The organism is Streptomyces sp. Pv4-95, from assembly GCF_045782725.1.
Lineage (GTDB): Bacteria > Actinomycetota > Actinomycetes > Streptomycetales > Streptomycetaceae > Streptomyces.
In genome coordinates, this window is record NZ_CP127172.1 from 6,443,600 (window position 1) to 6,469,211 (window position 25,612).

Annotated in this window: 25 protein-coding genes; 15 read left to right on the top strand and 10 right to left on the bottom strand. The window is 71.4% G+C overall.

Features of this window, described 5'->3' with window-relative positions; translation table 11 throughout:
• Positions 1-127 precede the first annotated feature (127 nt).
• Entirely contained in the window at positions 128-511 is a 384-nt protein-coding gene (locus QOM21_RS28195) for a DUF3099 domain-containing protein (RefSeq protein WP_407553800.1), read from the bottom strand.
• 220 nt (positions 512-731) lie between these two features.
• On the opposite strand from QOM21_RS28195, the gene QOM21_RS28200 reads away from it, so the two are divergent.
• Positions 732-1,010: a GlsB/YeaQ/YmgE family stress response membrane protein gene (locus QOM21_RS28200; RefSeq protein WP_407553801.1), complete on the top strand. Its 279-nt coding sequence runs from the start codon at positions 732-734 to the stop codon at positions 1,008-1,010.
• 105 nt (positions 1,011-1,115) lie between these two features.
• Here the strand turns inward: QOM21_RS28200 and tyrS are convergent, their stop codons facing one another.
• The 3 genes from tyrS to QOM21_RS28215 form a co-directional block, all read right to left on the bottom strand.
• Complete coding sequence (gene tyrS / locus QOM21_RS28205; RefSeq protein ID WP_407553802.1) at positions 1,116-2,519, bottom strand: tyrosine--tRNA ligase; 1,404 nt, start codon at positions 2,517-2,519, stop codon at positions 1,116-1,118.
• Positions 2,520-2,632: 113 nt separating this feature from the next.
• Positions 2,633-4,078 carry a metallopeptidase TldD-related protein gene (locus tag QOM21_RS28210; RefSeq protein WP_407553803.1) on the bottom strand — a complete coding sequence of 482 codons (1,446 nt, stop codon included), beginning with the start codon at positions 4,076-4,078 and terminating at the stop codon, positions 2,633-2,635.
• Entirely contained in the window at positions 4,075-5,631 is a 1,557-nt protein-coding gene (locus QOM21_RS28215; protein ID WP_407553804.1) for a TldD/PmbA family protein, read from the bottom strand. The genes QOM21_RS28210 and QOM21_RS28215 overlap by 4 nt, the downstream gene beginning before the upstream one ends.
• 226 nt (positions 5,632-5,857) lie before the next feature.
• Here QOM21_RS28215 and fabG point away from each other — a divergent pair, with 226 nt between their 5' ends.
• From fabG to QOM21_RS28230, 3 genes are all read left to right on the top strand, one after another.
• Positions 5,858-6,562, top strand: a complete 705-nt coding sequence (fabG, locus tag QOM21_RS28220) for a 3-oxoacyl-[acyl-carrier-protein] reductase (RefSeq protein WP_393895863.1) — start codon at positions 5,858-5,860, stop codon at positions 6,560-6,562.
• 5 nt (positions 6,563-6,567) lie between these two features.
• Positions 6,568-7,338: an enoyl-ACP reductase FabI gene (gene fabI, locus QOM21_RS28225; protein WP_393895862.1), complete on the top strand. Its 771-nt coding sequence runs from the start codon at positions 6,568-6,570 to the stop codon at positions 7,336-7,338.
• Positions 7,339-7,481: 143 nt separating this feature from the next.
• Positions 7,482-7,832, top strand: coding sequence for a hypothetical protein (locus tag QOM21_RS28230; protein WP_407553805.1), 351 nt, complete (start codon positions 7,482-7,484; stop codon positions 7,830-7,832).
• Here the strand turns inward: QOM21_RS28230 and QOM21_RS28235 are convergent.
• The gene (locus QOM21_RS28235; RefSeq protein WP_407553806.1) at positions 7,810-8,493 is read right to left on the bottom strand and encodes a FadR/GntR family transcriptional regulator; all 684 of its coding nucleotides are present in this window, start codon (positions 8,491-8,493) and stop codon (positions 7,810-7,812) included. The two genes, QOM21_RS28230 and QOM21_RS28235, sit on opposite strands and share 23 nt — an antisense overlap.
• Before the next feature lie 145 nt (positions 8,494-8,638).
• On the opposite strand from QOM21_RS28235, the gene QOM21_RS28240 reads away from it, so the two are divergent.
• The 4 genes from QOM21_RS28240 to QOM21_RS28255 all read left to right on the top strand — a co-directional run bounded on the left by QOM21_RS28240 (position 8,639) and on the right by QOM21_RS28255 (position 11,184).
• A complete protein-coding gene (locus QOM21_RS28240; RefSeq protein ID WP_407553807.1) occupies positions 8,639-9,973 on the top strand; it encodes a CynX/NimT family MFS transporter in 1,335 nt (444 codons plus the stop codon).
• A 16-nt stretch (positions 9,974-9,989) separates the two neighbouring features.
• Positions 9,990-10,106, top strand: coding sequence for an SGM_5486 family transporter-associated protein (locus tag QOM21_RS28245; protein WP_283113144.1), 117 nt, complete (start codon positions 9,990-9,992; stop codon positions 10,104-10,106).
• 261 nt (positions 10,107-10,367) lie between these two features.
• Entirely contained in the window at positions 10,368-10,580 is a 213-nt protein-coding gene (locus tag QOM21_RS28250) for a hypothetical protein (protein WP_407553808.1), read from the top strand.
• 85 nt (positions 10,581-10,665) lie between these two features.
• Entirely contained in the window at positions 10,666-11,184 is a 519-nt protein-coding gene (locus tag QOM21_RS28255) for a SixA phosphatase family protein (RefSeq protein WP_407553809.1), read from the top strand.
• A 191-nt stretch (positions 11,185-11,375) separates the two neighbouring features.
• On the opposite strand, the gene serB is transcribed toward QOM21_RS28255, so the two are convergent.
• Entirely contained in the window at positions 11,376-12,623 is a 1,248-nt protein-coding gene (serB, locus tag QOM21_RS28260) for a phosphoserine phosphatase SerB (RefSeq protein WP_407553810.1), read from the bottom strand.
• Between the two features lie 790 nt (positions 12,624-13,413).
• Between serB and QOM21_RS28265 the strand changes: the two genes are divergently transcribed.
• Positions 13,414-15,954: an FHA domain-containing protein gene (locus tag QOM21_RS28265; RefSeq protein WP_407553811.1), complete on the top strand. Its 2,541-nt coding sequence runs from the start codon at positions 13,414-13,416 to the stop codon at positions 15,952-15,954.
• 82 nt (positions 15,955-16,036) lie between these two features.
• Here QOM21_RS28265 and QOM21_RS28270 read toward each other — a convergent pair whose 3' ends face one another.
• The 3 genes from QOM21_RS28270 to QOM21_RS28280 form a co-directional block, all read right to left on the bottom strand.
• Positions 16,037-16,780 carry a transglycosylase SLT domain-containing protein gene (locus tag QOM21_RS28270; protein WP_407553812.1) on the bottom strand — a complete coding sequence of 248 codons (744 nt, stop codon included), beginning with the start codon at positions 16,778-16,780 and terminating at the stop codon, positions 16,037-16,039.
• Positions 16,781-17,428: 648 nt separating this feature from the next.
• Positions 17,429-18,556 carry an S-adenosylmethionine:tRNA ribosyltransferase-isomerase gene (locus tag QOM21_RS28275; RefSeq protein WP_407553813.1) on the bottom strand — a complete coding sequence of 376 codons (1,128 nt, stop codon included), beginning with the start codon at positions 18,554-18,556 and terminating at the stop codon, positions 17,429-17,431.
• Complete coding sequence (locus tag QOM21_RS28280; RefSeq protein ID WP_407553814.1) at positions 18,553-19,380, bottom strand: SDR family NAD(P)-dependent oxidoreductase; 828 nt, start codon at positions 19,378-19,380, stop codon at positions 18,553-18,555. The genes QOM21_RS28275 and QOM21_RS28280 overlap by 4 nt, the downstream gene beginning before the upstream one ends.
• Positions 19,381-19,565: 185 nt before the next feature.
• On the opposite strand from QOM21_RS28280, the gene QOM21_RS28285 reads away from it, so the two are divergent.
• The 3 genes from QOM21_RS28285 (at position 19,566) to QOM21_RS28295 (ending at position 21,909) form a co-directional block, all read left to right on the top strand.
• Entirely contained in the window at positions 19,566-20,723 is a 1,158-nt protein-coding gene (locus tag QOM21_RS28285; RefSeq protein ID WP_407553815.1) for a GAF domain-containing protein, read from the top strand.
• A gap of 19 nt (positions 20,724-20,742) precedes the next feature.
• Positions 20,743-21,435 (top strand): response regulator, encoded by a 693-nt coding sequence (locus tag QOM21_RS28290; protein ID WP_407555873.1) that lies wholly within the window; start codon positions 20,743-20,745, stop codon positions 21,433-21,435.
• A gap of 228 nt (positions 21,436-21,663) precedes the next feature.
• The gene (locus QOM21_RS28295) at positions 21,664-21,909 is read left to right on the top strand and encodes a chaplin (RefSeq protein WP_407553816.1); all 246 of its coding nucleotides are present in this window, start codon (positions 21,664-21,666) and stop codon (positions 21,907-21,909) included.
• Between the two features lie 443 nt (positions 21,910-22,352).
• On the opposite strand, the gene QOM21_RS28300 is transcribed toward QOM21_RS28295, so the two are convergent.
• Complete coding sequence (locus QOM21_RS28300) at positions 22,353-23,162, bottom strand: hypothetical protein (RefSeq protein WP_407553817.1); 810 nt, start codon at positions 23,160-23,162, stop codon at positions 22,353-22,355.
• A 108-nt stretch (positions 23,163-23,270) separates the two neighbouring features.
• Here QOM21_RS28300 and QOM21_RS28305 point away from each other — a divergent pair, with 108 nt between their 5' ends.
• The 3 genes from QOM21_RS28305 to QOM21_RS28315 all read left to right on the top strand — a co-directional run bounded on the left by QOM21_RS28305 (position 23,271) and on the right by QOM21_RS28315 (position 25,571).
• Positions 23,271-24,062, top strand: a complete 792-nt coding sequence (locus QOM21_RS28305; RefSeq protein WP_407555875.1) for an ABC transporter ATP-binding protein — start codon at positions 23,271-23,273, stop codon at positions 24,060-24,062.
• A gap of 59 nt (positions 24,063-24,121) precedes the next feature.
• On the top strand, positions 24,122-24,532 hold the full coding sequence (locus QOM21_RS28310; protein WP_407555876.1) for an NfeD family protein: 411 nt from the start codon (positions 24,122-24,124) through the stop codon (positions 24,530-24,532).
• A gap of 103 nt (positions 24,533-24,635) precedes the next feature.
• Entirely contained in the window at positions 24,636-25,571 is a 936-nt protein-coding gene (locus QOM21_RS28315) for an SPFH domain-containing protein (protein ID WP_393895847.1), read from the top strand.
• Positions 25,572-25,612: the final 41 nt, after the last annotated feature.

Consider the following 25,612-nt stretch of genomic DNA (forward strand, 5'->3'; position numbering starts at 1 on the left):
TCGGTCCGTCGCTCCGACGGGGGATGCGGAGCGCGTACGCAGTATGTCACGGGCACTGGTGCCGGGTGCACCGGAACCACATGATTGATCTGAGCTTTTCTTGAGCTTTGCAGACGGCCCCGAGGGGTCAGGTTCCCGCGGTCCGCGGCTCCGACGCGTCCGGCCCAGGAGGCCCCGAAGGCTCCGCCGCCGGCTCCGCGGGCGTGACCGGACTCCCCGCCGTCAGCATCGGCCGGGTCGGCGCGGCGACGAACGTCGAGGGCAGTGAAGGGGCGTTCTCCCGGCCCGCGTTGGCGATGACGACCGCGATATAGGGGAGCGCGATGCCCAGCACCAGGGCCGCGATGGCGATCGGCCGCTGGACGTTCCACAGCACGGCGGTCAGGATCACGGCGACGGTCCGCACCGACATGGAGATCACGTAGCGGCGCTGCCGGCCGCGCACGTCCTCGGACAGCCCCTGGCGCGCCCCGGTGATCCGGAACGCCTCGGTGCTGCTGTGCTTCCGCATCACATTCCACCACCTGGTCAGTTGTGCCGGATGATCCCGCTTTCCGGGCGGATTCCACGGTACGCCGCGACTGCGTCGGGTTCGAGACCGGGTCCTGCCGCGGTGCGTCCCTGTGCCCTACGCCGTTGTGCCCACCCCCTGCTCCGGCGTGCGCCGTAGCTCGCACGGAGCGACACTGGCGTGGCACGGGTAGGTGCTCCGCGCCCCACGAGGAGGCGACATGAGTTGGTTGTGGGCCATCATCCTCGGTCTGGTCCTGGGCCTGATCGCGAAGGCCATCATCCCGGGCAAGCAGGCGATCCCCCTCTGGCTGACCGTGATCTTCGGCATGCTGGGCAGCGTCCTGGGCAACTGGGTGGCCACCGGTATCGGAGTGAACGAGACCGAGGGCATCGACTGGATGCGCCACTTGCTGCAACTGGTCGGCGCGGTCCTCGTCGTCGGCGTGGGCGACCGCCTCTGGGCCGGCATGCGCGCGCACCGGAAACGGACCACCTAGATCATCCGGCATACCGCTCCCGCCCCGTGTCCGTGCGAGGCGCTGCCACATGACCGACGGCCGGTGCGCTGACGCACCGGCCGCCGTCATGCCATGCCCTGCGCGTCAGCGCCCGTCGAGCTGGGCGAGCTTGCGGCCGGCCTTGAGGTACGCCGTACCGGCCGTGCCGGCCAGCTTCTCGGCCAGCACCTCGGCCAGCGGGCGCACCGACTCGGCCTCGGCGAGCACCACGGTCTGCTGCCCGTCCTCGCCCTCCACGACCAGCCGCAGCGCGTTCTGCTTGGCCAGCCGGCGCGCGGCCGAGGCGCTCGGCGTGAACTCCAGCACCTTCGTCAGCACCGCGGCCACCGTCTCCGCGCCGTGTGCGGCGACGTCGACGACCGGCAGCGAGTCGACGTCGGCGAACGACTTCTTGGAGAACTGCGCGATGAACCCGGCTCGCGCGGCCATCGCGGCCTCCAGGCCGTACAGCGCCGTGACGACCTCGCCGGCGAGGATCTTCTTGAGGTCCATCGGGTGCAGCGACCGGTCCGCGACGCGGCCCAGGACGAGGGTGATCTCCTCGTCGGTCCACTCCGTCCATGCCTTGAGGTACGGCTCCATCAGCCGGTCGGGCACCGACATGATCTTGCCGAAGACATCGTCGGCGGGGGAGTTCAGTCCGACGTAGTTGCCCTTGGACTTGGACATCTTCGCCCCGGTGCCGTCCGTGCCCTCGATCAGCGGCATGGTCACCACCAGCTGCGGCTGCTGACCGCGCAGCTCCATGAGCTTTCGGCCCATCTGGAGGTTGAGCAGCTGGTCCGAGCCGCCCAGCTCCACATCGCACTCCAGCGCCACCGAGTCCAGGCCCTGGGCGATGGGGTAGAGCAGCTCGGTCATCGTCAGACCCGACCCGGCGGCCAGGCGGTTGCGGAAGTCCTCGCGCTGCAGCAGCTGCGAGGCCGGCACCTGGGCGAGCAGCGAGAGCAGCTCGGGGAAGGTGTAGGGCGCCAGCCACTCGCTGTTCTGCCGGAAGCTGACCTTGTCGAAGTCGAAGAAGGGGCGCACCTGTTCGCGGTACGTCGCGAGGTTTTGCGCAATGTCCTCGTCGGTCAGCGGGGGACGCTCGGCGGTACGGCCCGAGGGGTCGCCGATCTTGGCGGTGAAGTCACCGATGATCAGCGTGACGTCGTGCCCGAGCCGCTGGAACCGGCTGAGGATGATCAGCGGCACGGCGTGACCGAGGTGCACGTCGGTCGCCGTCGGGTCGATGCCCAGCTTGATGTGCAGGCCCCGCCCGGCCGCCCGGCGCTCCTCGATCCGCTCGGCCAGCTTGTCCACGCCCGGCAGGACCTCGACGGTCCGGCTCGCGATCAGCTCGGCCTGCTCCTTGGCGGGCAGGTCCGTCAGGTCGAGATAGCGCCGCGCGCCCGTCTCCTGGAGCAGCTCCTGGACGGTCGCGTCCGCGGAGAGGTCGGTGGAGAGCAGGGTCGTGGCGCGGGCGACGGATTCGCCGAGGCGTGTCATGGCGTTCCTGATCGATCGGTGTTCCCACAAGGGGAGGACAAGCGGACAGTCTATTCGCCCGCGGGCCGGTGATCGCCCGGCCGGGCCAGGGGCACCGGCCGGGCTGCGGCCGCTCACACGCCGCGGCTGACCGAACTCATGTTGAAGTCCGGGATGCGCAGTGCCGGCATCGCCGCCCGCGTGAAGTAGTCGCTCCACTCCCGCGGCAGCGTCCGCTCCGTACGGCCGGCCTCCACCGCGCGGGAGAGCAGGTTCACCGGCGACTCGTTGAAGCGGAAGTTGTTGACCTCGCCGACGACCTCGCCGTTCTCGACCAGATAGACGCCGTCACGGGTCAGACCGGTCAGCAGCAGCGTGGCCGGATCGACCTCGCGGATGTACCACAGGCAGGTCAGCAGCAGGGTGGGCCCGTCGTGGCCGCTCGCCGCCACCATCTCGTCCAGTGAGCGTGAACCACCCGCGTCCAGCAGGAGGTTGTCGATTCCGGGGGCCACCGGGAGGCCGGTCAGTGCGGCACTGTGCCGGGTGGTCACCAGGCGGTTCAGCACCCCGTCGCGCAGCCATTCGGTCGGCGCCAGCGGCAGCCCGTTGTCGAAGACCGACGCGTCGTCGCCCGAGGTGTGCGCCACCACGAACGGCGCGCACTCCAGACCGGGCGCCCGCGGATCGCTGCGCAGTGTCAGCGGCAGCTCCGAGAGCCGCTCGCCCAGCCGGGTGCCCGCTCCGGGCCGGGAGGCGTCGTCGCCCTTGCCCGGCTTCGAGAAGACCGTGCGGCCCTCGACGGCGTCCCGGGCGGCGGACGACCACATCTGGTAGATCAGCAGGTCCGCGACGGCGGTCGGCGGCAGCAGCGTCTCGTACCGCCCGGCCGGCAGCTCGACCCGCCGCTCGGCCCAGCGCAGCCGACGGGCCAGCTCCGCGTCCATCTCGCGCGGGTCGACGTCGGTGAAGTCGCGGGTCGCGCGGCCGGTCCAGGCGGAGCGGGCGGCGGCCGCGGTGCTGCCCGCCGACTTGGCGTTCAGCTCCAGCGTCCCGGTGGGCTGGTCGTGTCGCAGCCGCAGCCCGGTCGAGGTGCCCAGGTAGGTCGAGACGACCTCGTGGTGGGCGAAGCCGTACAGCTCGCGACCGCCGTCCCTGGCCTGCCGGAAGGACTCCCCGAGCGCCGGCGCGAACTCCGCGAAGACATCGGAGGAGGTCTCGGCGGGCCCGTCGGTGAAGTCGGCGGACGCCGCCGCGGTGCCGCCGACCAGCGGCTGCGCGTCCTCGGCCGGCCCCGCCTCGCGGGCGGCCGCCTCCGCGGCCCGTACCAGCGGCTCCAGATCGGCCGCGGTCACCGCCGACCGGGAGATCACTCCGCACGCGGTGCCCTGCCTGCCGTCCACGGTCGACACGACGGTCAGCGTCCGGCCCCGGGTGACGCCGTTGGTGGTGAGCGCGTTGCCCGCCCAGCGCAGATTGGTGCTGGAGTGCTCGTCGGCGAGGACCGCGCAGCCGTCGGCGCGTGAGAGCTCAAGGGTCCGCTCGACGATCTCGTGCGGGGTGCTGGTGCGAGGGCTCATCGGCCGGCCTCCTGCGTGGTGTTCAGGATGTTGACGCCCTCGAACAGGGCCGAGGGGCAGCCGTGCGAGACCGCGGCGATCTGCCCCGGCTGGGCCTTGCCGCAGTTGAAGGCACCGCCCAGGACATAGGTCTGCGGGCCGCCGACCGCGCTCATCGAGCCCCAGAAGTCGGTGGTGGTGGCCTGGTAGGCGACATCCCGCAGCTGCCCGGCCAGCCGGCCGTTCTCGATGCGGAAGAACCGCTGGCCGGTGAACTGGAAGTTGTACCTCTGCATGTCGATCGACCAGGAGCGGTCGCCGACGACGTAGATGCCGCGCTCCACCCCCGAGATCAGCTCGTCGGTGGAGGGCCCGTCCGGCGCCGGCTGGAGCGAGACGTTCGCCATCCGCTGGACCGGCACATGTCCGGGCGAGTCCGCGTAGGCGCAGCCGTTGGAACGCCCCAGGCCCGCCAACCGCGCGATTCTGCGGTCGAGTTGATAGCCGACGAGCGTCCCGCCGCGGACCAGGTCCCAGGACTGCGCGGCCACCCCCTCGTCGTCGTAGCCGACCGTGGCCAGGCCGTGTTCGGCGGTCCGGTCGCCGGTGACGTTCATGATCTCCGAGCCGTACGCCAGCTTCCCGAGCTGGTCGAAGGTGGCGAACGAGGTGCCCGCGTACGCCGCTTCGTAGCCCAGCGCGCGGTCCAGTTCGGTCGCGTGCCCGATCGACTCGTGGATGGTGAGCCACAGGTTGGAGGGATCCACCACCAGGTCGTAGGCGCCCGGCTCGACGCTCGGTGCGTGCAGTTTCTCCGCGAGGTGTCCGGGGATCCGTTCCAGCTCGCCGTCCCAGTCGTAGTGGCCGCCGGTCAGGTACTCCCAGCCCCGGCCCACCGGCGGCGCGATGGTGCGCATCGAGTCGAACTCGCCGGTGACCGGGTCCACCGCGACGGCGGTCAGCTGGGAGTGCAGCCGCACCCGCTGCTGCGTGGTGCTGGTGCCCGCGGTGTCCGCGTAGAACTTGTTCTCCTGGACGGTCAGCAGCGACGCGTCCGCGTGCGCCACCCCCGGCGCCGCCAGCAGCCGGCCGCTCCACTCCGCCAGCAGCCCGGTCTTGTCGGCGTCCGGCACGTCGAACGGATTGATCTCGTACGACGACACCCACGTACGGTCCGGATGCGCGGGCTCGGGCGCCAGCTCGACCCGCTCGTCGGACCCGGCGGCGTCGATGACCTTGGCCGACAGCTTGGCCATCGCCACCGCGCGGGACGCCACCCGCGCCGCCGCGTCCATCGTCAGATCCACACCGGAGGCGAACCCCCAGGCCCCGCCGTGCACCACCCGCACCGCGTACCCGAGGTCGGTGGTGTCCGACGTCCCGGCCGTACGGGCGTCCCGCAGCCGCCAGGCCGCGCTGCGCACCCGCTCCAGGCGGAAGTCGGCGTGCTCGGCGCCCAGCGCGCGGGCCCGTGCCAGCGCGGCGTCGGCCAGCGCGTGCCGCGGCAGCGCCAGAAAGGTCTCGTCAGGTGCATGGGGTGAAGCAGGCACGGCATCCTCCCGTAGTCGGCGCATGCATCATGCCCTGCGCGGCGCGCCCGGCCCAGACGGCGCCGGGTGAGGCGCCGCGGCGATTCGGCCCGCCGGGAGGCGCCCGGGTAAGGGGCGTGCGCCGCGGTTCTGTGGGGACCCGACAGAGCGCGGCGCGCGCCCCTGTCCGGGCTCGATTCCCCGTACGGGCCCCGCTACCGATAGTTTCGTACCGAACTCAGGACGGACAGGAACAGGAAAGGGTGATCTCTTGAGCCGCTCGGTTCTGGTCACCGGAGGCAACCGCGGCATTGGCCTTGCCATTGCCCGGGCCTTCGCCGAGGCAGGCGACAAGGTCGCCATCACCTACCGCTCGGGCGAGCCCCCCGAGGGCTTTTTGGCCGTGAAGTGCGACATCACGGACAACGAGCAGGTCGAGCAGGCATACAAGGAGATCGAGGAGAAGCAGGGCGCGGTCGAGGTGCTGGTGGCGAACGCCGGTGTCACCCGCGACCAGTTGCTGATGCGGATGTCCGAGGAGGACTTCACCTCGGTCCTGGAGACCAACCTCACCGGCACGTTCCGGGTGGTCAAGCGTGCCAACCGCGCGATGCTGCGGGCCCGTAAGGGACGGGTGGTGCTCATCTCGTCCGTGGTCGGGCTGATGGGTGGCCCCGGGCAGTCGAACTACGCCGCCTCCAAGGCCGGTCTGGTGGGCTTCGCCCGCTCGCTGGCACGGGAGCTGGGCAGCCGCAACATCACCGTCAACGTCGTCGCCCCCGGCTTCGTCGACACCGACATGACCCGTGTGCTCAGCGACGAGCAGCGGGAGAACATCGTGAAGCAGGTTCCGCTCGCGCGTTATGCGCAGCCCGAGGAGATCGCCGCCTCGGTCCGCTTCCTGGCCTCGGACGAGGCCGCGTACATCACCGGAGCCGTCATTCCTGTCGACGGCGGATTGGGCATGGGTCACTGATCAGCATGAGTGGAATCCTTGCAGGCAAGCGCATCCTGGTCACGGGTGTTCTGACCGAGTCGTCGATCGCGTTCCAGGCGGCCAAGGTCGCCCAGAACGAGGGCGCCGAGGTCATCCTCACCGGCTTCGGCCGGCTCTCCCTGGTCGAGCGGATCGCCAAGCGGCTGCCCAAGCCCGCGCCGGTCATCGAGCTGGACGTGACCAACCAGGAGCACCTCGACACCCTCGCCGACAAGATCCGCGAGCACCAGGGCGAGGGCGCCCGGATCGACGGCATCGTCCACTCCATCGCCTTCGGCCCGCAGGGTGCCTTCAACTTCCTGGAGGCGGAGTGGTCGGACGTGGGCACCGCGGTGCAGGTCTCGGCGTACTCCTACAAGTCGCTGACCATGGCCTGCCTGCCGCTCATGGAGCACGGCGGCGCGGTCGTCGGCCTCACCTTCGACGCGCAGATCGCCTGGCCGAAGTACGACTGGATGGGCGTGGCCAAGGCGGCGCTGGAGAGCACCAACCGCTACCTCGCGCGTGACCTGGGCCCCAAGGGCATCCGCTGCAACCTGGTCTCGGCCGGTCCGATCAAGTCGATGGCCGCCAAGTCCATCCCCGGCTTCGAGGAGCTGGCGGACGTGTGGAACCACCGCGCCCCCATCGGCTGGGACCTCGCGGACCCGGAGCCGGCCGGCCGCGGCGTCGTCGGCATGCTGTCCGACTTCTTCCCCCGGACGACCGGTGAGATCGTCCACGTCGACGGCGGCGTGCACATGATGGGTGCCTGACGCCCGAAGCGCATCCGTACTGCCCGTCCCGGTCCGCCGGGGCGGGCAGAACGCGTTTTCGAGTCGAGAAGCGAGGGCGCTCCCCACACACTGGGTGAGGTGTCCGGGACCCGCCCGGCGCATCGTGGGGAGGAGGTACCGGCGTGCCCGCATCACGACGCCGTACGGCAGCCCTGACGATCACCCTGGCAGCCCTCGCGGGGGTCACCGCACCGGCCGCACGGGCCGTGCCACCCGTGGGGTCCGACGATCCGCAGCAGGTGCCGCACGCGCAGTGCCGCACCGCCGTCGTCCGCAGCAGCGCCACCGCCACCTGCTTCAACCCGCACGGCAACATCAGCCACGTACGCCTGCACATCGAGTGCAAGCGCTGGTACGACCCGGACGTGGACTCCCTGGCCGAAGCGGTCGGCCCCGCTCAGCGCGTCACTCTCTCCGGCCGCTGCTGGCAGGAGATCGAGGACGTCTGGGTCAGCCACGATCCAGCAGGGTGAGCCGGCAGCCGAAGGGGTGCGCGCTCGCCTCCGCGGCGGCCAGGTCGCCGTCGCCGGCGCGGATCGCCTCCACCAGACGCGCATGGTCCATGTGCGCCTCGGGCCGCAGCACCTTGCCGACATCGGCGCGCAGGAAGTCGCGCAGCACGCCCCCGAGGTCGGCGTAGATCTCGGCCAGTACGTCGTTGTGCGAGGCCGCCACGATCGCCATGTGCAAGGTCGCGTCCGCCTCCACGAAGGCCTCCGCCGCACCGGACTCCCAGGCTTCCTCGCGCCGCTCCAGCAGGGTGTCGATCTGCCGCAGGTCCTGCGCGGTACGCCGGCGGGCCGCGAGCCGGGCGGCCTCCGCCTCCAGGGCGCTGCGCAGCTCGGCGACGTGCATCGGGTCGGCGTCGGCGAACCTGCGGTTCATCACCCCGGCCAGCTCACTGGTCGCGACGACGTACGTGCCCGAGCCCTGCCGGATGTCGACCAGCCCGTTGTGCGCGAGGGCCCGGACGGCCTCGCGGACGGTGTTGCGGGCCACCCCGAGCTGCTCGACGAGTTCCGGCTCGGTCGGGATACGCGACCCCACGGGCCACTCCCCGGAGGTGATCTGACCGCGCAGCTGCGCGATCACCTGGTCGGCCAGCGCGGATCGGCGGGTCGAGGTCAGGGGCATGGCTGAGCTCCGGAGGGGTGCGGCGGACGGTGGGCGGCGGGTGTCCCGGGCGGAGCTGCCGGTCGCCGGTGGCGCCGTCCGGGACAGCAGAGGCTATCGACAGCGAGTGGACACACATTCATCCCATGATTCTATGATGGTGCGCATGGCAGACGAAGACCTCGCGACCCTCGGCCCGGCGGCCGAGTCCAGGACCACCCCCGCACCCCGCCCGGCAGACGGCTCCGGAGAGCCGCAGCCGGCGGCCCGAGAAGCCGGACCGGACGGCGGCCGCGCGGCCTCCCGGGCCGCCCGTTGGCTGCCGGGGATCCTGATCGCCGGCCTGGTCCTCGCGGCGCTCAACCTCCGGCCCGCCATCACCAGCCTCGGCGCGCTCCTGGAGGAGGTCCGCGTCGGTCTGGGCATGTCCGGCACGGTCGCCGGGCTGCTGACCTCCGTGCCGGCCCTGTGCTTCGCCGCCTTCGGCCTCGCCGCGCCCCGGCTGGCCAGGCGCTGGGGCCCCGGCGCCATCGTGTGCGTCGGCATGGCCGCGATCGCGGTGGGGGTCGCGGTGCGGCCGTTCGCCGGCGGCACCGTCGGCTTCCTCGTCGCCAGCGCGCTCGCCCTGGCCGGTATCGCGGTCAGCAACGTCCTCATGCCGGTCGTCATCAAGACCTGGTTCCCGGACCGGGTCGGCTCGATGACCGGCCTGTACTCCATGGCCCTGGCCCTGGGGACCTCGCTGGCCGCCGCGCTGACCGTCCCCATGACGGCCGCGCTGGGCGGAAGTTGGCGCACCGGCCTGGCCGTGTGGGCGGCGCTCGCCGCCGTCGCGGTGCTGCCGTGGCTCGTGGTGGTCCGACAGCGCCGCAACTCTGCCGAGATGTCCACGGGAAGCGCGCCGCGCCCCGCGGAAACCCCCGTACGGATCACGTCCTCGCCGACCGCCTGGGCACTGGCCGTCTTCTTCGGCCTGCAGGCAACCGCCGCCTACATCACCATGGGCTGGATGCCGCAGATCTTCCGCGACGCCGGGGTCTCGGCGGGTACCGCGGGTGTGCTGCTCGCCGTCACCATGGCGATGGGCGTGCCGCTCTCGTTCGTGCTGCCACGGCTGGCCTCCCGGATGCGGCACCAGGGGCCGCTCGCCGTGGTGCTCGGCGTCTGCGGCCTGGCCGGCTACGCCGGGCTGTGGCTGGCCCCGGCCGCCGGTGCCTGGATCTGGGCGCTGCTGATGGGCATATCGAACTGCGCCTTCCCGCTGGCCCTGACGATGATCGGGATGCGGTCGAGCAGCTCCGCGGGCGTCGTGAAGCTCTCGGCCTTCGCGCAGTGCGTCGGCTACCTGATCTCCATCCCGGGGCCGCTGCTGGTCGGCACGCTCTACCAGCACAGCGGCGGCTGGGGCCTGCCGATCGCGCTGATGGCCGGGCTCATGGTGCCGCAGATCGCGGTCGGTGTGCTGGCCGGCCGGGACCGCCGCATCGAGGACGAGACCTGAGTGGGAGACTGGGCGCATGCCAGTGCTCGAACCGAATCCGCAGGGCGGCCAGAAGAAGCTGCTCCTCGTGCTGGGCGCCATGCTCGGCGTGACCGTCGTCGTCGCGATCATCGCGAGTATCGCGGCGCCCTGAGCCGACCGAAGCCGCTGCGGCGGACCGGGGGCGGAGCAGGGCCGCGAGCCGTGGGCGGAGTCCTGTGACGGCCGGCCCGGGGGCACGTGGTGGGGTTCTCCCCACCATCCCCTAGGGGGTCGGGCTCAGGGGTAACTGGGTGGCTTCCCGGGTAGGAACGGCCGCCCAAGATCCGTAGCTTCGAAGCACACCGCACCGCAGCGGTGGGCGCCCCGCGGCCCCGCGGCCGCGCAGCCCTTCGATCGCCACGGAGGCGATTCCATGTCCGCCGCGTTCCGCCGGCCGTCCCCACCGAGGATCCGGGGCCTGCGGATACCGCTGCCGTGGTGGGCCCTGGCCCTGCCGGTCGCCTCGTTCGCCGTCCTGCTGGTGCTCATGGCGAGCTCCTCCCCGGCGACCGCCGCGAGCGCCCGTGACGGCCTGGCGCCGCTGCTGGAATTCCTTGCCAGGGTCGTCAGCCTCGGTTCCTCATGACCGCCGGTGCACGGCCGTCACCCTGCGGGGGGCAGCCCTTCAACACCCCGCGCCCCGCGCCGCCTTTCGTGCGAAGCTGGGACTCATGAGCGCCGATACACCCCGCCGGATTGTCCTCCTCCGACACGCCAAGGCCGAATGGTCGGACAGTTCCGACCACGAGCGGCCGCTCGCCGATCGCGGCCGTCAGGACGCCCCGGCCGCCGGTCGACGGCTGGCCGGAGCCGGGATCACCCCCGACCTGACGTTGTGCTCGACGGCCACCCGCACCCGTGAGACCTGGAAGCTCTTCGTGACCGAGCTCGCGCACCGCCCCAAGACGGTGTATGAGGAGCGGCTCTACGAAGCCTCGCTCGGCGAGCTCATCGCCCTGTTGAACGAGACCTCGGACGACGTGCACGACCTGCTGGTCGTCGCCCACAACCCGGGGGTTCACGCCCTCGCGGACGCGCTCGCCGGCGAGGCCGACGACGATCTCCTGGCCCGCATGAACCGCGGTGGCTTCCCGACCGCGACGATGGCCGTGATCGCCTTCAACGGCTCGTGGAAGTCCGTCGAGCACGGCGTCGGCCGCCTCGTCGCCTACCTGCCGCCTCACGAGTGAGGCCACCGCACCACCGTCGCCGCTGACGGGCCGGTCCACCCTCCGGCCCGCTGACGGTCGCACCACATACGACAAGGGCTCCGGCGCACGCCGGAGCCCTTGTCGTATGTCTGCCGCGGCCTGCTGTTTCTGCCGGGGCCGGCCCGGTGCGGCCGGCCCGTCGGCCGGGCGCCCGGGGGAGCGGTGCGGCCTCAGCCGAGGTGCGTGTCCGCGGCCTCGACCTCTTCGCGGGTGATGCCCAGCAGATAGAGCACGGTATCCAGGAACGGCACGTTCACCGCGGTGTGCGCCGCCTCGCGCACCACCGGCTTGGCGTTGAAGGCGACGCCGAGGCCCGCCGTGTTGAGCATGTCGAGGTCGTTGGCGCCGTCGCCGATCGCGACGGTCTGCGCGAGCGGCACCCCGGCCTGCTGGGCGAAGCTGCGCAGCAGGCGCGCCTTGCCCGCCCGGTCGACGATGTCGCCGGTCACCCGGCCGGTGAGCTTGCCGTCGACGATCTCCAGGGTGTTGGCCGAGGCGAAGTCGAGACCGAGCTCCTCCTGGAGCGCGTCGGTGACCTGGGTGAAGCCGCCCGAGACCACACCGACCTGGTAGCCGAGCCGCTTGAGGGTCCGTACCAGGGTGCGGGCACCCGGGGTGAGCCGCACCTCCTTGCGTACGGACTCCACGACGGAGGCGTCGAGCCCGCCGAGCAGCGCAACCCTGGCGTGCAGCGACTGCTCGAAGTCCAGCTCGCCGCGCATCGCGGCGGCCGTGACCTCGGCGACCTCGGCCTCGCAGCCGGCGTGCGCCGCGAACAGCTCGATGACCTCGTCCTGGATGAGCGTGGAGTCGACGTCCATGACCACCAGCCGCTGGGCCCGGCGCTGGAGCCCGGCCGCGACGACGGCGATGTCCACCCCGAGCATCGCGGCCTCCGGTGCCAGCACCGAGCGCAGCGCGTCCGTCGCCGCACCCGACACCGCGAACTCCACGGCCGTCACCGGATACTTCGCAAGACGGAAAATACGGTCGATATTACCGCCCGAGGTCGTTATGGCGGCGGCGATGGCGGCGGTCGACTCGGCGGTCAGCGGGTGGCCCAGCACGGTGACGTGCGAGCGGCCGGTGCCGCGCGGACGGTTGTCGCCCCGGCCGGAGATGATCTCGGCCTGGAGGTTCAGCGACTCGGCCCAGCTGTGCACGGTGGCCCGGAGGTCGCCCTCGGAGGAGCCGGAGGAGCCCTCTGCCGGGGAAGGGGCCGTGACCAGCGCGCACAGCACGATGCGCCCTCGGGTCACGACCTGCTCGATGTCCACGACATCGACGGAGTAGGCGGCGAGGGTGTCGAAGAGACCTGCGGTGATGCCGGGCCGGTCCTTCCCGAAGATCTTGACGAGAAGGGTCGGTACGTCATCGCCCGGTACGGCGGTGGCAGGCGGGATCTGCGATGCGCTCATGGTGCCCTTACGGTATCCGGCCGGAGAGCCCGACCGTACAGGTGTCCGTGGTTCGGACCAGCGCGTTCCGCCGTCTGCCCGCGGTGCGCCCGGGGCTTCGGGGCGCGACCGGCCCCGCTGATCGTTATCGAGTCGTGTCCGGGCCGTCGGCCGGGCCGGTCGATGCGGCGAGTGACGCCGCCAACTCCCTTGCCGTGTGGGGGAGTTCGTCGCGCCAGTGGCGGGTGCGGGAGGGGGGACCCGGGCCCGATGGCACCCCTCCCGACCTCCGCGACCCTCTCCGATCCGTGTGTGCGATGGCGATGTCAAGGGTGTTTTGGGTCATTTTGCCCGGTAGAGCGGGGGTGGTGTCTCTCCGCGGCACTGTGTCCGCCGCGGCGCGGCCTGCTCCGCCTCCTTCGCGCTCGCCGAGGGCCGCACGCCGGCAGCCTCGGCCGCACGGCGGAGAGAAACCGGCCCTCCCTTCTCGCCTACATCGGAGGAAAAGCCAGCTCAAAGCGGAGCGGATGGAGGGCGGCGGCGCGACCGGCGCGATTCCGGGCGTCGCGGCGGGAGGGGGCGCCGACGCACCGTCAGCTCCCCGGCTTTCCGTAATGCGCCTGTTCCCCGGAAATCTCCGTATCCGCTCCTACTTCCCGCTCTCCGGGGGAGTTTGGCACATCACGACAAGCGGGCCCCGCGCCCCGGTCCTCTCCCGGTTACCGGTCCGAGGGCCGAGCCTGAAATAGTTCCTCACGATGTTCGCCATCCCTAGACTTCCCATACAGGGCGTCACTCGGGGGACTATGTAATGGGGCATGGAGTGCCTGAACTCGTACTCGAATTGAACGGAAGGACCTGGACGCTCGATCCGTCCCGGTCCTACAACGTGGGCCGCGATCCGCAGGGCGACATGGTGCTCGACGACGCCAGGGTTTCCTGGCGGCACGCCACCGTGCGGTGGGCCGGCCGCGGCTGGATCATCGAAGACCACGGCAGCACCAACGGCACATACGTCCAGGGGCAGCGGATCCACCAGCTGGAGATCGGCCCCGGCTCGGTCGTGCACCTGGGCAACGCCACCGACGGTCCCCGGGTGAGCCTGTCGGCCGCCCCGGCTGCCGGCGCGTACAACGCGCAGCCCGCGATGGCGCCCCAGCAGCAGGGCGCGCAGGGCTGGCAGGCGCCTCCCGCGCAGCAGCCGCCGGCCCACCAGCCGCCGGCCCACCAGCCGCCGGTCCAGCAGAACTGGCAGGCCCCGCCGCAGGCGCAGCAGCCGCCGTACATCCCGCCGCAGCAGGCCCAGCAGCCTCCGCAGGCGGCCGCGCCCTCGCAGCGGCCGGCCGGTGACCGCAGCCCGACCACCTTCCACCGCCTCGACACCGGCCGTGTGATGCGCATCGGCCGTGCGCTGGAGAACGAGCTGGTCGTCTCCGACCTCCAGGTCTCCCGCAATCACGCGGAGTTCCGGGCCACGCCCGACGGCCGCTTCGAGATCCGCGACCTCGGCAGCCACAACGGCACGTACGTCAACGGTCAGCCGGTCGCCAAGTCCGGCACGGCGCTGATCGGCCCGAACGACATCATCGGTGTCGGTCACTCCACCTTCCGGCTGGTCGGCGACCGCCTGGAGGAGTTCGTCGACACCGGCGAGGTCTCCTTCTCGGCCCGCCACCTCACCGTCACCGTCGACGGCGGCAAGCAGATCCTCAAGGACGTCTCCTTCGGCGTCCCGGAGAAGTCGCTGATCGCGGTCATCGGCCCGTCCGGTTCCGGCAAGTCGACGCTGCTCAAGGCGCTGACCGGCTACCGGCCCGCCAACCAGGGCGATGTCCTCTACGACAACCGCAACCTCTACAAGCAGTTCGCCGAGCTGCGCCAGCGCATCGGCCTGGTTCCGCAGGACGACATCCTGCACAAGGAACTGACCGTCGCCAAGGCTCTCAAGTACGCCGCCAAGCTGCGCTTCCCCGGGGACACCGCGGAGTCCGAGCGTGAGGCGCGGATCGACGAGGTGCTGCGCGAGCTGAAGCTCGACATCCACAAGGACAAGAAGGTCACCTCGCTCTCCGGTGGCCAGCGCAAGCGCGTCTCGGTGGCCCTGGAGCTGCTGACCAAGCCCTCGCTGATCTTCCTCGACGAGCCCACCTCCGGCCTCGACCCGGGCATGGACCGCGATGTCATGCAGCTGCTGCGCGGCCTCGCCGACGACGGCCGCACGGTCCTGGTCGTCACCCACTCGGTGGCCGAGCTCGGTATCTGCGACAAGCTGCTGGTGATGGCGCCGGGCGGTGGCGTTGCCTACTTCGGCCCGCCCGAGGAAGCGCTGAACTTCTTCCAGTACGACACCTGGGCGGATGTCTTCTCGGCCTTCGAGAACTACCGGGACTACGACTGGATGGGCCGCTGGCGCGGCTCGCCGCACTACCAGATGTACGCCGCGGACATCGACGCCGTCGCCCCGCAGTCGGTGACGATCCAGCCGCCGCCGGCCCGGATGCAGAAGTCCCAGAGCTGGGGCTCGCAACTGTGGACGCTGATGCGGCGCTACGTCTCGGTGCTCGCCTCCGACCGCGGCTTCCTGGGCCTGATGGTGATCCTGCCGGCGGTCCTCGGCGTGGTCTCGATCCTGATCCCCAGCGACTACGGCCTCGGATACGGGCCGCTCAACAAGAACAGAACCAACCGCGACGCGAGCACGATCATGCTGATCCTCGCGGTGGGCATGTGCTTCTCGGGCGCGGCCAACTCCGTCCGTGAGCTGATCAAGGAGCGGGTCATCTACGAACGCGAACGGGCCACCGGCCTGTCGCGGTCGGCGTATCTGATGTCCAAGGTGATCGTGCTCGGTGTGGTCACGGCCTTCCAGGGCGTGATCATCGCGGCGATCGGGTTCTCGCCCCGCAAGCTGCCCACCGAGGGCCTGCTGCTGGAGGGCGCGCCTGCCGTCGAGATGGCACTGGCGATCATCGCGCTCGGCTTCACCTCGATGATGTTCGGCCTGATCATCTCGGCGCTGGTCAAGACGGCCGAGAAGACCATGCCGCTGCTGGTCATGTTCGCCATCGTCCAGGTCGTCTTCACGGGCGTGCTCTTCCAGCTCTTCGACACCGTGGGCGTCGGGCAGTTCTCCTGGCTGATGCCCTCGCGCTGGGCCGTCGCCGCGATGGGCGCGACCGCCGACATGAACACGCTGCTGCCGTGGGAGGTCGGCAACCCCGACCCGCTGTGGAAGCACCAGACCGGCGTCTACATCATGGACATGATCATCTTGATCGGTCTGGGCGTCGCCCTCGCCTTCGTCGTCGCGCGGCTGCTGCGCCGCCACGAGCCGGAGGTCATGCGCAAGTAGCGCGTCCCGCATTCACGCCCGAGGGGCGGCACCCGGTTCCGGGTGCCGCCCCTCGGCGGTGTTCGGTGCGTGAAACGGCTTCTCAGTAGGCCGAGTTCACGTTGTCCATCGAACCGTACATGTCGGCCGCGTAGTTGCAGGCGGCGGTGATGTTGGCGACCGGGTCGTAGAGGTCCCACGAGGTGCCGTCGACGTGGTACGCCTCGAAGGTCGGCTGGATCACCTGGAGCAGACCCTTGGACGGGACGCCGTTCTGGGCGTTGATGTCCCAGTTGTTGATGGCCTTCGGGTCGCCGCCCGACTCCCGGATGATGTTCCGGTGGATGCCCTCGTACGTGCCGGGAATGCCCTTCTTCGCCATGATGTCCAGCGACTCCCGGATCCAGCCGTCCAGGTTGTCGGCGTACGTCTTGGGGGCCGGCTTCGGGGCGGGGGCGGCGCGCTCGGCGGACCGGCTCGCGGCCTGCTGCTCCTTGCGCTCCTTCTCCGCCTTGGCCTTCGCATCGGCCTTGGCCTTGGCGGCCGCCTTCGCCTTGGCCTCGGCCTCGGCCTTCTTCTTGGCGGCGGCCTCGGCCTTGCCCTGCGCGGCGGAGTCGTCGGCCTGCTTGGTGATCGTGTCCTGCTGCGTCTTGGCGGCGGTGTCGACCGCGCTGAAGGCAACCGGCTTCACGTTCTGGGTGGCGGCCTTGGGCTCGCCCTGTTCGGCGTCGGCGCCCGGGACGACCGAGAAGGCCAGAGCGGCGGCACCGGCCGCTGCGATGCCTACGACGGAAAGCTTATGGGTCCGCTTGAGGCGGGAAAATCCAGAAACAGCGTGCTTCGGCATGGCGGAGTCGACCTCTTCCAATGGGGGGACCGTCGCGAGGGCCGTGGTGGCGAAGAACGCCGATTTCGATACGGCGCCGAGCGACGGAGGCCATTCTTAGCGGCCGGAAATTGCCCGGGCAAAGGTGTGACATACGATCCGGGTTAGTGGAACCAGGTGCTCACGAATTGCGTCGCAGCTGGTCGCATCCCAGCTCACAGCGCCTTTACAAGGCCACTAAGTCGGGTCGTAAGTGACCTGCGTCCTATGTGCGGCGTCACAGTGGAGAGGGGTTTGTCTCGCTGGGTGTAATTGCGAACGCACAGCCTGTGCGGGTCATGCCGACATCGCGGCGAAGTCAAGAGGCTTTCGGACCAAATGGGCCTCTTCAGTGGCAGTATCGGTCAATCCGACCAAAACGCCGCGAAAGCTCACTCTTCGGCGGACCCGCTCCAGCGGTTCCTGGAGCAAAAGCCCTGGTGCAGCGCGTATATCGGCCCTGTCAGGCCCGGCAGGTGCTGCGCGGCCGGCAGCATGCCGGACCATGAAGCAGGTCGACTCGTCCGCGTAGTACGCGCCCATGTAGTAGGGCATGGCCGGCACAGCGGCCGTCAGCGCGAGAGTCCAGGGCTGCTCATGCGCCCCGGGTGACACGGCGGCGGCGCGGGCTCAGGACGGCAGCAGCAGATGGAGATCCCCGAACTCGTGCCACAGGTAGCGGCGCTCCACCGCCGCCGCGTACGCGCGCCGCAGCGTATCCCCGTCCGCCACCGCCGACGCCACCGCCTCCAGCATCAGCAGATGCGAGGCCGTGGGCTCGTGCAGCCCGGTGAGCAGGCCGTTCACCACCCGCACCCCGCGCTCCGGCGTCACCACGAGATCCGTCCAGCCGTCCGTCGCCCGCACCCGCCCGTCCGGCCCGGCGGCCGACTCCAGTGCCCGCACCGCCGTCGTCCCCACCGCCACGATCCGCCCGCCGGAACCGGCGCCGCGCCCCGCCCGCCCGGCGCGCACCGCGTTCACCAGCCAGGCGGTGGCGGGCGGCACCGCGAACCGCTCCGGATACGGCGGCTCGAAGGCTTCCGCCGACGCCACGCCCGTGTGCAGCGAGATCGGCGCGAACTGCACTCCTGCGCTCACCAGCCCCGCCACCAGCGACGCCGTGAAGGGGCGGGCCGCGCTCGGCATCTCCGCGCTGCCGCCGCCGGCGGAGTCCGTCGCGAAAACCGTCTGGTAGGCGGCCGGCGGCTGATCGCGGTCGGTGTAGCCGTACCGGATCGGCCGCCCGTACCTCCGCATCAGCTCCGCGGCCGTGCCGCCCGCCAACCGCGCCCACCACAGCCGTGCGCCCCCGGGGTCCACCGGCGCCTCCAGGGTCAGCCGCGCCCCGCCCGGCAGCCGCACCACCCTGCCTGCCGGGCCGCCCGCCCGCGGCCGGGTGCTGCCCCGCCCGTCCGGTCTGCGCAGCTCCACCGCCCAGCACCCGGCCACGGCGCGGCCCGCCGGATGCCCGCGGTCCGCCCGCGTCGAGAAGTGCACCACCACAGGCTCGCCGCGCCCCCGGCCGTCCCCGATCCGGCCGTCGACCGCGGCCGACAGCGTCGGAGAGGTGTTCACCACCAGCACGTCCCCGGCCGCGAGCAGTTGCGGCAGCTCACCGAAGGCGTGATGCCCGACCTCCTCCGTGCCCCGGCTCACCATCAGCCGTACGGCGTCGCGGTCGAGGCCGGGGCCCCGCTGCTCCGCCGGGACCCGGGCGGAGAGCTCCTCGGGGACGCGTAGCGCCTCCGTGATCATCGTGCGCCCTCCGGTGCGGCCGACGGCGGATCCGCGGGGGTCGCCGGCCCGGCCGGCAGGTCCCCCGCCCGGTACCGCCCGGAGGCGGCCCGGCGGTCCAAGAGGTCCAGGAGGGCGGGAACGACGGTCTCCGGCAGCGGCCGCCCGGAGTCGTCGTCGGTGGGGACGGCGGCCGCGTACAGGTCGGTCCGCATGTCACCCGGGTCCACCCACCACACCCGCAGCCCCGGCTCCTCCTCCGCCAGCACCGCCGACACCTGGTCGAGTGCCGCCTTGGAGGCTCCGTAGCCACCCCATGTCTCGTACGCCTCGACAGCCGCATCCGAACTGATGTGAAGAACAGCCCCACCTGTCCCTGCAAACGCATCGCCTTCTGTCCCTATATAAGGGGACGAATCCTCATTGGCCGCGCCCTCCGTGGGAGGGGCGAGGAGCGGGGACTTACGCAGCAGCGGCAGAGCCTCCTGCACCAGCCCCAAGGGCGCGACGACATTCACCTCCAGGGCATCCCGCAGTCCCGTCAGCGGATGCTCCGCCAGCCGCACCAGCGGAGCCGCCCCCAGGACGCTCGCGTTGCTCACCAGCAGATCGAGCCCGCCCAGCTCACGGGCCGCCGCCACCAGCTCCCGCCGGTGCCCGTCGTCCGCCACATCGCCGGGCAGCGCGACCACCCGGGCCCCGCCTTCGCGCAGCTCCCGCGCCGCCGCCTCCAGCGGCCCGGACGACCTGGCGTCCACCACCAGATCCCAGCCCCGCCCGGCCAGCGCCGCGGCCAGCGCCCGGCCCAGCCCCTTCGACGCCCCCGTAATGATCGCCACCGGCATGATCGCGTCCCCTTCCCGGGCCGGGCCCGCGCCCCGCCCTCGCCCTCACCGTAGGAACGCGCCGCCCCGGCAGGCGTCGGGCGACGGGCGGGCCGCCGCAGGGCATTGGGCCTAGGGCGGTGGGCGGAGACCGAGGGCGCCGGTGGTCCGATACGGGCCGGTCAGCGCGCCGGTACGGTGAAGCCATGACCAACGGACCGGGAGCCGGCATCCCCGCGGTGAGCACCGCGATCCTGGCGATGAGCAGGCACCTGGAGGTGCGCGACGTCCTCAAGACGATCGTCGCCTCGGCCCGCGAGCTGCTGGACGCCGAGTACGCCGCCCTGGGCGTGCCCGACGATCACGGCGGCTTCGCGCAGTTCGTGGTGGACGGCGTCAGCAGCGAGCAGTGGAAGGCCATCGGCCCGCTGCCCCGCCAGCACGGCATCCTCGCCGCGATGCTGCACAACGCCACCCCGGAGCGCCTCGCGGACGTCCGGCAGGACCCGCGCTTCGGCGGCTGGCCCGACGCCCACCCGGACATGTCCGACTTCCTGGGCCTGCCGGTCGCCGACGGCGACGAGATCCTGGGCGCTCTCTTCCTCGCCAACAAGCGCTGTCCCGAGCCCCGGCCCGCCCGCGGCAGCCGCTGCGGCTTCACCGAGGACGACGAGCGACTGCTCGGCATACTCGCCCAGCACGCCGCCATCGCGCTGACCAACGCCCGCCTCTACGAGCGCAGCCGCGAACTCACCATCGCGGGGGAGCGCGCCAGGCTCGCCCACGAACTGCACGACGCGGTCGCCCAGAAGCTCTTCTCCCTCCGGCTGACCGCACAGGCCGCCACCGCACTGGTCGACCGCGACCCGGCCCGCGCCAAGGACGAACTGCACCAGGTCGCCGCGCTCGCCGCGGAGGCCGCCGACGAACTGCGCGCCGCCGTGATCGAGCTGCGGCCCGCGGCCTTGGACGAGGACGGCCTGGTCGCCACCCTGCGCTCCCAGGCCCAGGTCCTGGACCGCGCCCACTCCGCGCGGGTCAGCTTCACGGCCCATGGGGTCCGCGCCCTGCCGTCCGCCCAGGAGGACGCACTCCTCCGGGTCGCCCAGGAGGCGCTGCACAACGCCCTGCGGCACTCCGGGGCGGAGCACGTCGACGTCAGCCTCGCCCGCCACGGCCAGGGAGCGCTGCTGCGGGTCGCGGACGACGGCTGCGGTTTCGACACCGGCCGGGTCCGCCGGGCCGGCCGCCACCTCGGCCTGGTCTCGATGCGTGACCGCGCCGGCGGAGTCGGTGGAAAGCTCACCGTGGAGTCGGTGCCCGGCAAGGGGACCGCCGTCGAGATGGAGGTACCCGGTGGCTGAAATCGAAGGGGGCGGGGCCATGGGGGTGCCCGCGGACGGGGCCCGGGGGAGCCGGGACCGGCAGCCGGCCGACGGCCGGGCCATCCGCGTCCTGCTCGTCGACGACCACCAGGTCGTACGCCGCGGGCTGCGGACCTTCCTGGAGATCCAGGAGGACATCGAGGTGGTGGGAGAGGCGTCCGACGGCGCTGAGGGCGTCGCCGCCGCCGAACAGCTGCGCCCCGACGTCGTCCTGATGGACGTCAAGATGCCCGGCATGGACGGCATCGAGGCCCTGCGGAAGCTGCGCGAACTGACCAACCCCGCCCGGGTGTTGGTCGTCACGAGCTTCACCGAGCAGCGCACCGTCGTTCCGGCCCTGCGCGCGGGCGCGGCCGGATACCTCTACAAGGACGTCGACCCCGACGCGCTGGCCGGCGCCATCCGTTCGGTGCACGCGGGGCATGTGCTGCTCCAGCCCGAGGTCGCCGGCGCCCTCCTCTCCCAGGACGAGGGCAACACCGGCCAGGGGCGCGGTACTTCGCTGACCGAGCGGGAGCGCGAGGTGCTCGGCCTGATCGCCGACGGACGGTCCAACCGTGAGATCGCGCGGGCCCTGGTGCTCTCGGAGAAGACGGTCAAGACTCATGTCTCCAACATCCTCATGAAGCTCGACCTCGCGGATCGCACCCAGGCCGCGCTGTGGGCGGTGCGGCACGGCATCGGCGCCTGAACACACCGCCGCCGGAGGGAGATCCGGCGGCCGAGCCACTCCTCGAAACGATTCTGCGCCGTTCTCCCCGAGGGGACGGGGCGATCAAAGCGGAGCGTCGTCTTCCGGTGCGAGATTCATACTGTCGTGTAGACGTCGCCCATTTGGCGTATCCGTCCTCGGGGCCCGGCCGTTTCCCAGTGCAGTCGTGACGGCTGGTCACGGCAACGGCAACGAGGAGCATGAGAAGTGAAGAACATCAAGCGGGTAGCGGCCCTCACGATGATGGCCGGCGGCCTCGCCGTCGCGGGTGCCGGTGTCGCCTCCGCCCACAGCGCGCCGCTGGCCCAGGGCACGGCCGTGAACTCCCCCGGCGTGGGCTCCGGCAACCTCGTCCAGGTTCCCGTGAACGTCCCCGTGAACGCCTGCGGCAACACCGTCACCGTCATCGGTGCCCTCAACCCGGTTTTCGGCAACCCCTGCGTCAACCACTGAGACGGGCACTCCCCTCCCGGCAACGGCATCCCGGCCCCGCAGGCAACCACCTGCGGGGCCGGGCCTGTTGAGGCCACTGCCATCGCGGTCATGGCCGCCGCTCCCGACGGTGCGTCCCACCGGCCAGGTGTCGCCAGGCCGACGCCCTGACGGAACGAAACACGGACCGAAGCGCGGACCCGGAGCGCAACACTGACGCCCTCTTCCCGAACGTCTCCTCCTGGAGGTCCCTGAGGCCCTTGAGGCCCGTTCCTGTGCTCGTCCCTCGGCCCGCTCCGTGACGGCCCATCCCTGGACGGGAGGACGGACTCCTTGGACCGGCGGACCCCCTTGGACCGGCTGATCCCTTTACGGGCGGGCGTACCCGGTCCCCCCGCCACCCCCGCCACCAGTCCGGCCCTCGCCCCAGGGACGAACTGCCCGCCGAAGCTGGGCAGGGATTCTCACCCCCGCCGCTCCCGCTCCTCCACCGCGGCGTTGTACGCCGCCACCTGCGCCCGTCGGGCCGTACGCTCCACCGGCCGCAGCGCCTCGGCGCGGGCCGCGATCTCCGATGCGCTCACCGCCCCGCCGTGCTCCCCGTCACCGCCGGCCTGCCGCGCGATGTCGACGAGCGCGCCCACCCGCTGGGCCAGCTCCAGCACCCGCACCGCACGAGGCGGGTACCCCGGCGCGAGCACCTGCCGGCCCGCCTCCGCCCGCGCGCGGTACGCCTCCAGGGCCGCCTGCGCGACGGGGCCGGAACCGGCTACGTCCAGCGACGAGAGCGCCTCGGTCGCCTCCCGCAGCGCCTCCGCCAGCTCCCGCTCCGCCTCACCCAGCGACGGCACGTCGGCCGGTGGCCCCTCCCGCACCGGCAGGCAGTGCCAGACCACCTCCACGTGCACATCGGGGCCGCTGCCGCCCTCGGGGCCGGCCTCGTACACGTCCGGCACCAGGCCCAGGCCGGCTCCCACTGTGAGCACCGCCTCCTCGGACTCCAGCGCTCGCGCGTTGAAGTCCGGCGGGCCGCAGAGCCCCAGCGGATGCCCCGGCACCGGCAGCGCGACCCGCAGGCCGACCGCCCCCAGCGCGCGCAGCCGCCCCAGCGCGAGCGTCAGCCCGACCGGCGACGACTCCCCGGGCAGGCCCTCCACGCGGTGCACCGCGTCATCGTCCGCGATACGGTGCGCGGCTTCATCAGGTGAGACAAGTCCGGCCAAGAGGGCATTTCCCCACGACGCCAGCCGTCCCGAACGAGGTTCATCGAGCATGCTCCCCAGCCTAGGCAACAGCTCTGACAACGAGTGGCGTAGGTTTGCTGGGGGGCTGCGCCTACAGGTGCACGCGACGACCGAGAAGCAATGGGAGACAACGCGCTCATGAGCGATGTGCTGGAGCTGGTGGACGTATCCGTGGTCCGCGAAGGACGGGCTCTGGTGGACCAGGTCTCCTGGTCGGTGAAGGAGGGCGAGCGCTGGGTGATCCTCGGCCCGAACGGCGCCGGCAAGACCACCCTCCTCAACGTCGCGTCCAGCTACCTCTACCCGAGCACCGGCACGGCCTCGATCCTCGGGGAGCAGCTCGGCAAGGTCGACGTCTTCGACCTCCGCCCGCGCATCGGCATGGCCGGCATCGCCCTGGCCGACAAGCTGCCGCGCAGCCAGACGGTCCTGCAGACCGTGCTGACCGCCGCCTACGGCATGACCGCGAGCTGGCAGGAGAGCTACGAGGAGGTCGACGAGCAGCGCGCCCGCGCCTTCCTCGACCGCCTGGGTATGACCGCCTACCTCGACCGGAAGTTCGGCACCCTCTCCGAGGGCGAGCGCAAGCGGACCCTGATCGCCCGCGCGATGATGACCGACCCCGAGCTGCTCCTCCTGGACGAGCCCGCCGCCGGCCTCGATCTCGGCGGCCGCGAGGACCTGGTGCGCCGCCTGGGCCGCCTGGCCCGCGACCCCTACGCCCCTTCGATGATCATGGTCACGCACCACGTCGAGGAGATCGCCCCCGGCTTCACCCACGTCCTGATGATCCGCCAGGGCAAGGTGCTGGCCGCCGGCCCGCTCGACCTGGAGCTGACCTCCAGCAACCTCTCCCACTGCTTCGGCCTGCCGCTGATCGTCGAGCAGCGCGGCGACCGCTGGACCGCACAAGGTCTGCCCCTTTCCTGACCGATCGTGCCCTGTCCCGGGCCGTCCCGCGGATCTACCATGAAGCCGTGGACGCATGGGTGTGGTGGCTGATCGCCGCCGTAGGGCTGGGTATTCCTCTCGTCGTGACCGCGATGCCCGAATTCGGGATGCTCGCGGTCGGTGCCGTCGCCGGTGCCGTCACCGCAAGCCTCGGTGGCGGCACCGTTCCGCAATTCCTCGTCTTCGCCGCCGTGTCGGTCGCGTTGATCGTGGTCGTACGCCCCATCGCCAACCGCCACCGCGGCCAGAGTCCGGGCCTGGCCTCGGGAGTTGACGCCCTCAGGGGCAAGAGCGCCACGGTTCTCGAACGCGTCGACTCCGGTGGCGGCCGCATCAAGCTCGCCGGTGAGGTCTGGTCCGCCCGCGCTCTCGACACCGACCAGGTCTACGAACCGGGCCAACAGGTCGACGTCGTCGAGATCGAAGGGGCCACGGCGGTCGTCATCTGACCTGAACCCGCTGCGCCGCGCGCCTCGACTCTGAAAGACTGATCAACCGCCAAGCCGGTCCAACGGCCGGCACGGACCAGCAACGAAGGGCACGGGAGCCGCAGTGGAACCGATCATCATCGTCCTGATCATCCTGGTGGTGCTCGTGTTCATCGCACTCATCAAGACGATCCAGGTCATCCCACAGGCCAGCGCCGCCATCGTCGAACGCTTCGGGCGCTACACCCGTACGCTCAACGCCGGGTTGAACATCGTCGTCCCGTTCATCGACTCCATCCGCAACCGCATCGACCTCCGCGAACAGGTCGTGCCGTTCCCGCCGCAGCCGGTGATCACCCAGGACAACCTGGTCGTGAACATCGACACCGTCATCTACTACCAGGTGACCGACGCCCGCGCCGCGACCTACGAAGTCGCCAGCTACATCCAGGCGATCGAGCAGCTCACCGTCACCACCCTGCGCAACATCATCGGTGGCATGGACCTGGAGCGGACCCTGACCTCCCGCGAGGAGATCAACGCCGCGCTGCGCGGGGTCCTGGACGAGGCCACCGGGAAGTGGGGCATCCGCGTCAACCGCGTCGAGCTCAAGGCCATCGAGCCGCCGACCTCCATCCAGGACTCGATGGAGAAGCAGATGCGCGCCGACCGCGACAAGCGCGCCGCGATCCTCCAGGCCGAAGGTGTCCGGCAGTCCCAGATCCTCACCGCGGAAGGTGAGAAGCAGTCCTCGATCCTGCGCGCCGAAGGTGACGCCAAGGCCGCGGCGCTGCGCGCCGAGGGTGAGGCCCAGGCCATCAGGGTCGTCTTCGAGTCGATTCACGCCGGCGACCCGGACCAGAAGCTGCTGTCCTACCAGTACCTTCAGATGCTCCCGAAGATCGCCGAAGGCGACGCCAACAAGCTCTGGATCGTGCCGAGCGAGATCGGCGACGCCCTCAAGGGCCTCGGCGGCGCCATCGGCAACTTCAACCCCGCGGGCGGCGGCAGCATCCCCAAGCCCAGCTCCCCGAACCGCGAGGCGCCCCCCATCGACTGATCCGGCAAACCCCTGGGGCATGATCGGGTGACACCCACCGA

What these genes read in the sequence shown, in the direction of transcription:
- QOM21_RS28235 (WP_407553806.1), bottom strand. Translation starts at nt 8,493, where the DNA reads ATGCCCCTGACCTCGACCCGCCGATCCGCGCTGGCCGACCAGGTGATC.
- QOM21_RS28300 (WP_407553817.1), bottom strand. Translation starts at nt 23,162, where the DNA reads ATGCTCGATGAACCTCGTTCGGGACGGCTGGCGTCGTGGGGAAATGCC.
- tyrS (WP_407553802.1), bottom strand. Translation starts at nt 2,519, where the DNA reads ATGACACGCCTCGGCGAATCCGTCGCCCGCGCCACGACCCTGCTCTCC.
- fabI (WP_393895862.1), top strand. Translation starts at nt 6,568, where the DNA reads ATGAGTGGAATCCTTGCAGGCAAGCGCATCCTGGTCACGGGTGTTCTG.
- QOM21_RS28285 (WP_407553815.1), top strand. Translation starts at nt 19,566, where the DNA reads ATGACCAACGGACCGGGAGCCGGCATCCCCGCGGTGAGCACCGCGATC.
- QOM21_RS28280 (WP_407553814.1), bottom strand. Translation starts at nt 19,380, where the DNA reads ATGCCGGTGGCGATCATTACGGGGGCGTCGAAGGGGCTGGGCCGGGCG.
- serB (WP_407553810.1), bottom strand. Translation starts at nt 12,623, where the DNA reads ATGAGCGCATCGCAGATCCCGCCTGCCACCGCCGTACCGGGCGATGAC.
- QOM21_RS28215 (WP_407553804.1), bottom strand. Translation starts at nt 5,631, where the DNA reads ATGCGCCGACTACGGGAGGATGCCGTGCCTGCTTCACCCCATGCACCT.
- QOM21_RS28240 (WP_407553807.1), top strand. Translation starts at nt 8,639, where the DNA reads ATGGCAGACGAAGACCTCGCGACCCTCGGCCCGGCGGCCGAGTCCAGG.
- QOM21_RS28250 (WP_407553808.1), top strand. Translation starts at nt 10,368, where the DNA reads ATGTCCGCCGCGTTCCGCCGGCCGTCCCCACCGAGGATCCGGGGCCTG.
- QOM21_RS28245 (WP_283113144.1), top strand. Translation starts at nt 9,990, where the DNA reads ATGCCAGTGCTCGAACCGAATCCGCAGGGCGGCCAGAAGAAGCTGCTC.
- QOM21_RS28270 (WP_407553812.1), bottom strand. Translation starts at nt 16,780, where the DNA reads ATGCCGAAGCACGCTGTTTCTGGATTTTCCCGCCTCAAGCGGACCCAT.
- QOM21_RS28200 (WP_407553801.1), top strand. Translation starts at nt 732, where the DNA reads ATGAGTTGGTTGTGGGCCATCATCCTCGGTCTGGTCCTGGGCCTGATC.
- QOM21_RS28265 (WP_407553811.1), top strand. Translation starts at nt 13,414, where the DNA reads ATGGGGCATGGAGTGCCTGAACTCGTACTCGAATTGAACGGAAGGACC.
- QOM21_RS28275 (WP_407553813.1), bottom strand. Translation starts at nt 18,556, where the DNA reads ATGATCACGGAGGCGCTACGCGTCCCCGAGGAGCTCTCCGCCCGGGTC.
- QOM21_RS28195 (WP_407553800.1), bottom strand. Translation starts at nt 511, where the DNA reads ATGCGGAAGCACAGCAGCACCGAGGCGTTCCGGATCACCGGGGCGCGC.
- QOM21_RS28305 (WP_407555875.1), top strand. Translation starts at nt 23,271, where the DNA reads ATGAGCGATGTGCTGGAGCTGGTGGACGTATCCGTGGTCCGCGAAGGA.
- QOM21_RS28255 (WP_407553809.1), top strand. Translation starts at nt 10,666, where the DNA reads ATGAGCGCCGATACACCCCGCCGGATTGTCCTCCTCCGACACGCCAAG.
- QOM21_RS28290 (WP_407555873.1), top strand. Translation starts at nt 20,743, where the DNA reads ATGGGGGTGCCCGCGGACGGGGCCCGGGGGAGCCGGGACCGGCAGCCG.
- QOM21_RS28210 (WP_407553803.1), bottom strand. Translation starts at nt 4,078, where the DNA reads ATGAGCCCTCGCACCAGCACCCCGCACGAGATCGTCGAGCGGACCCTT.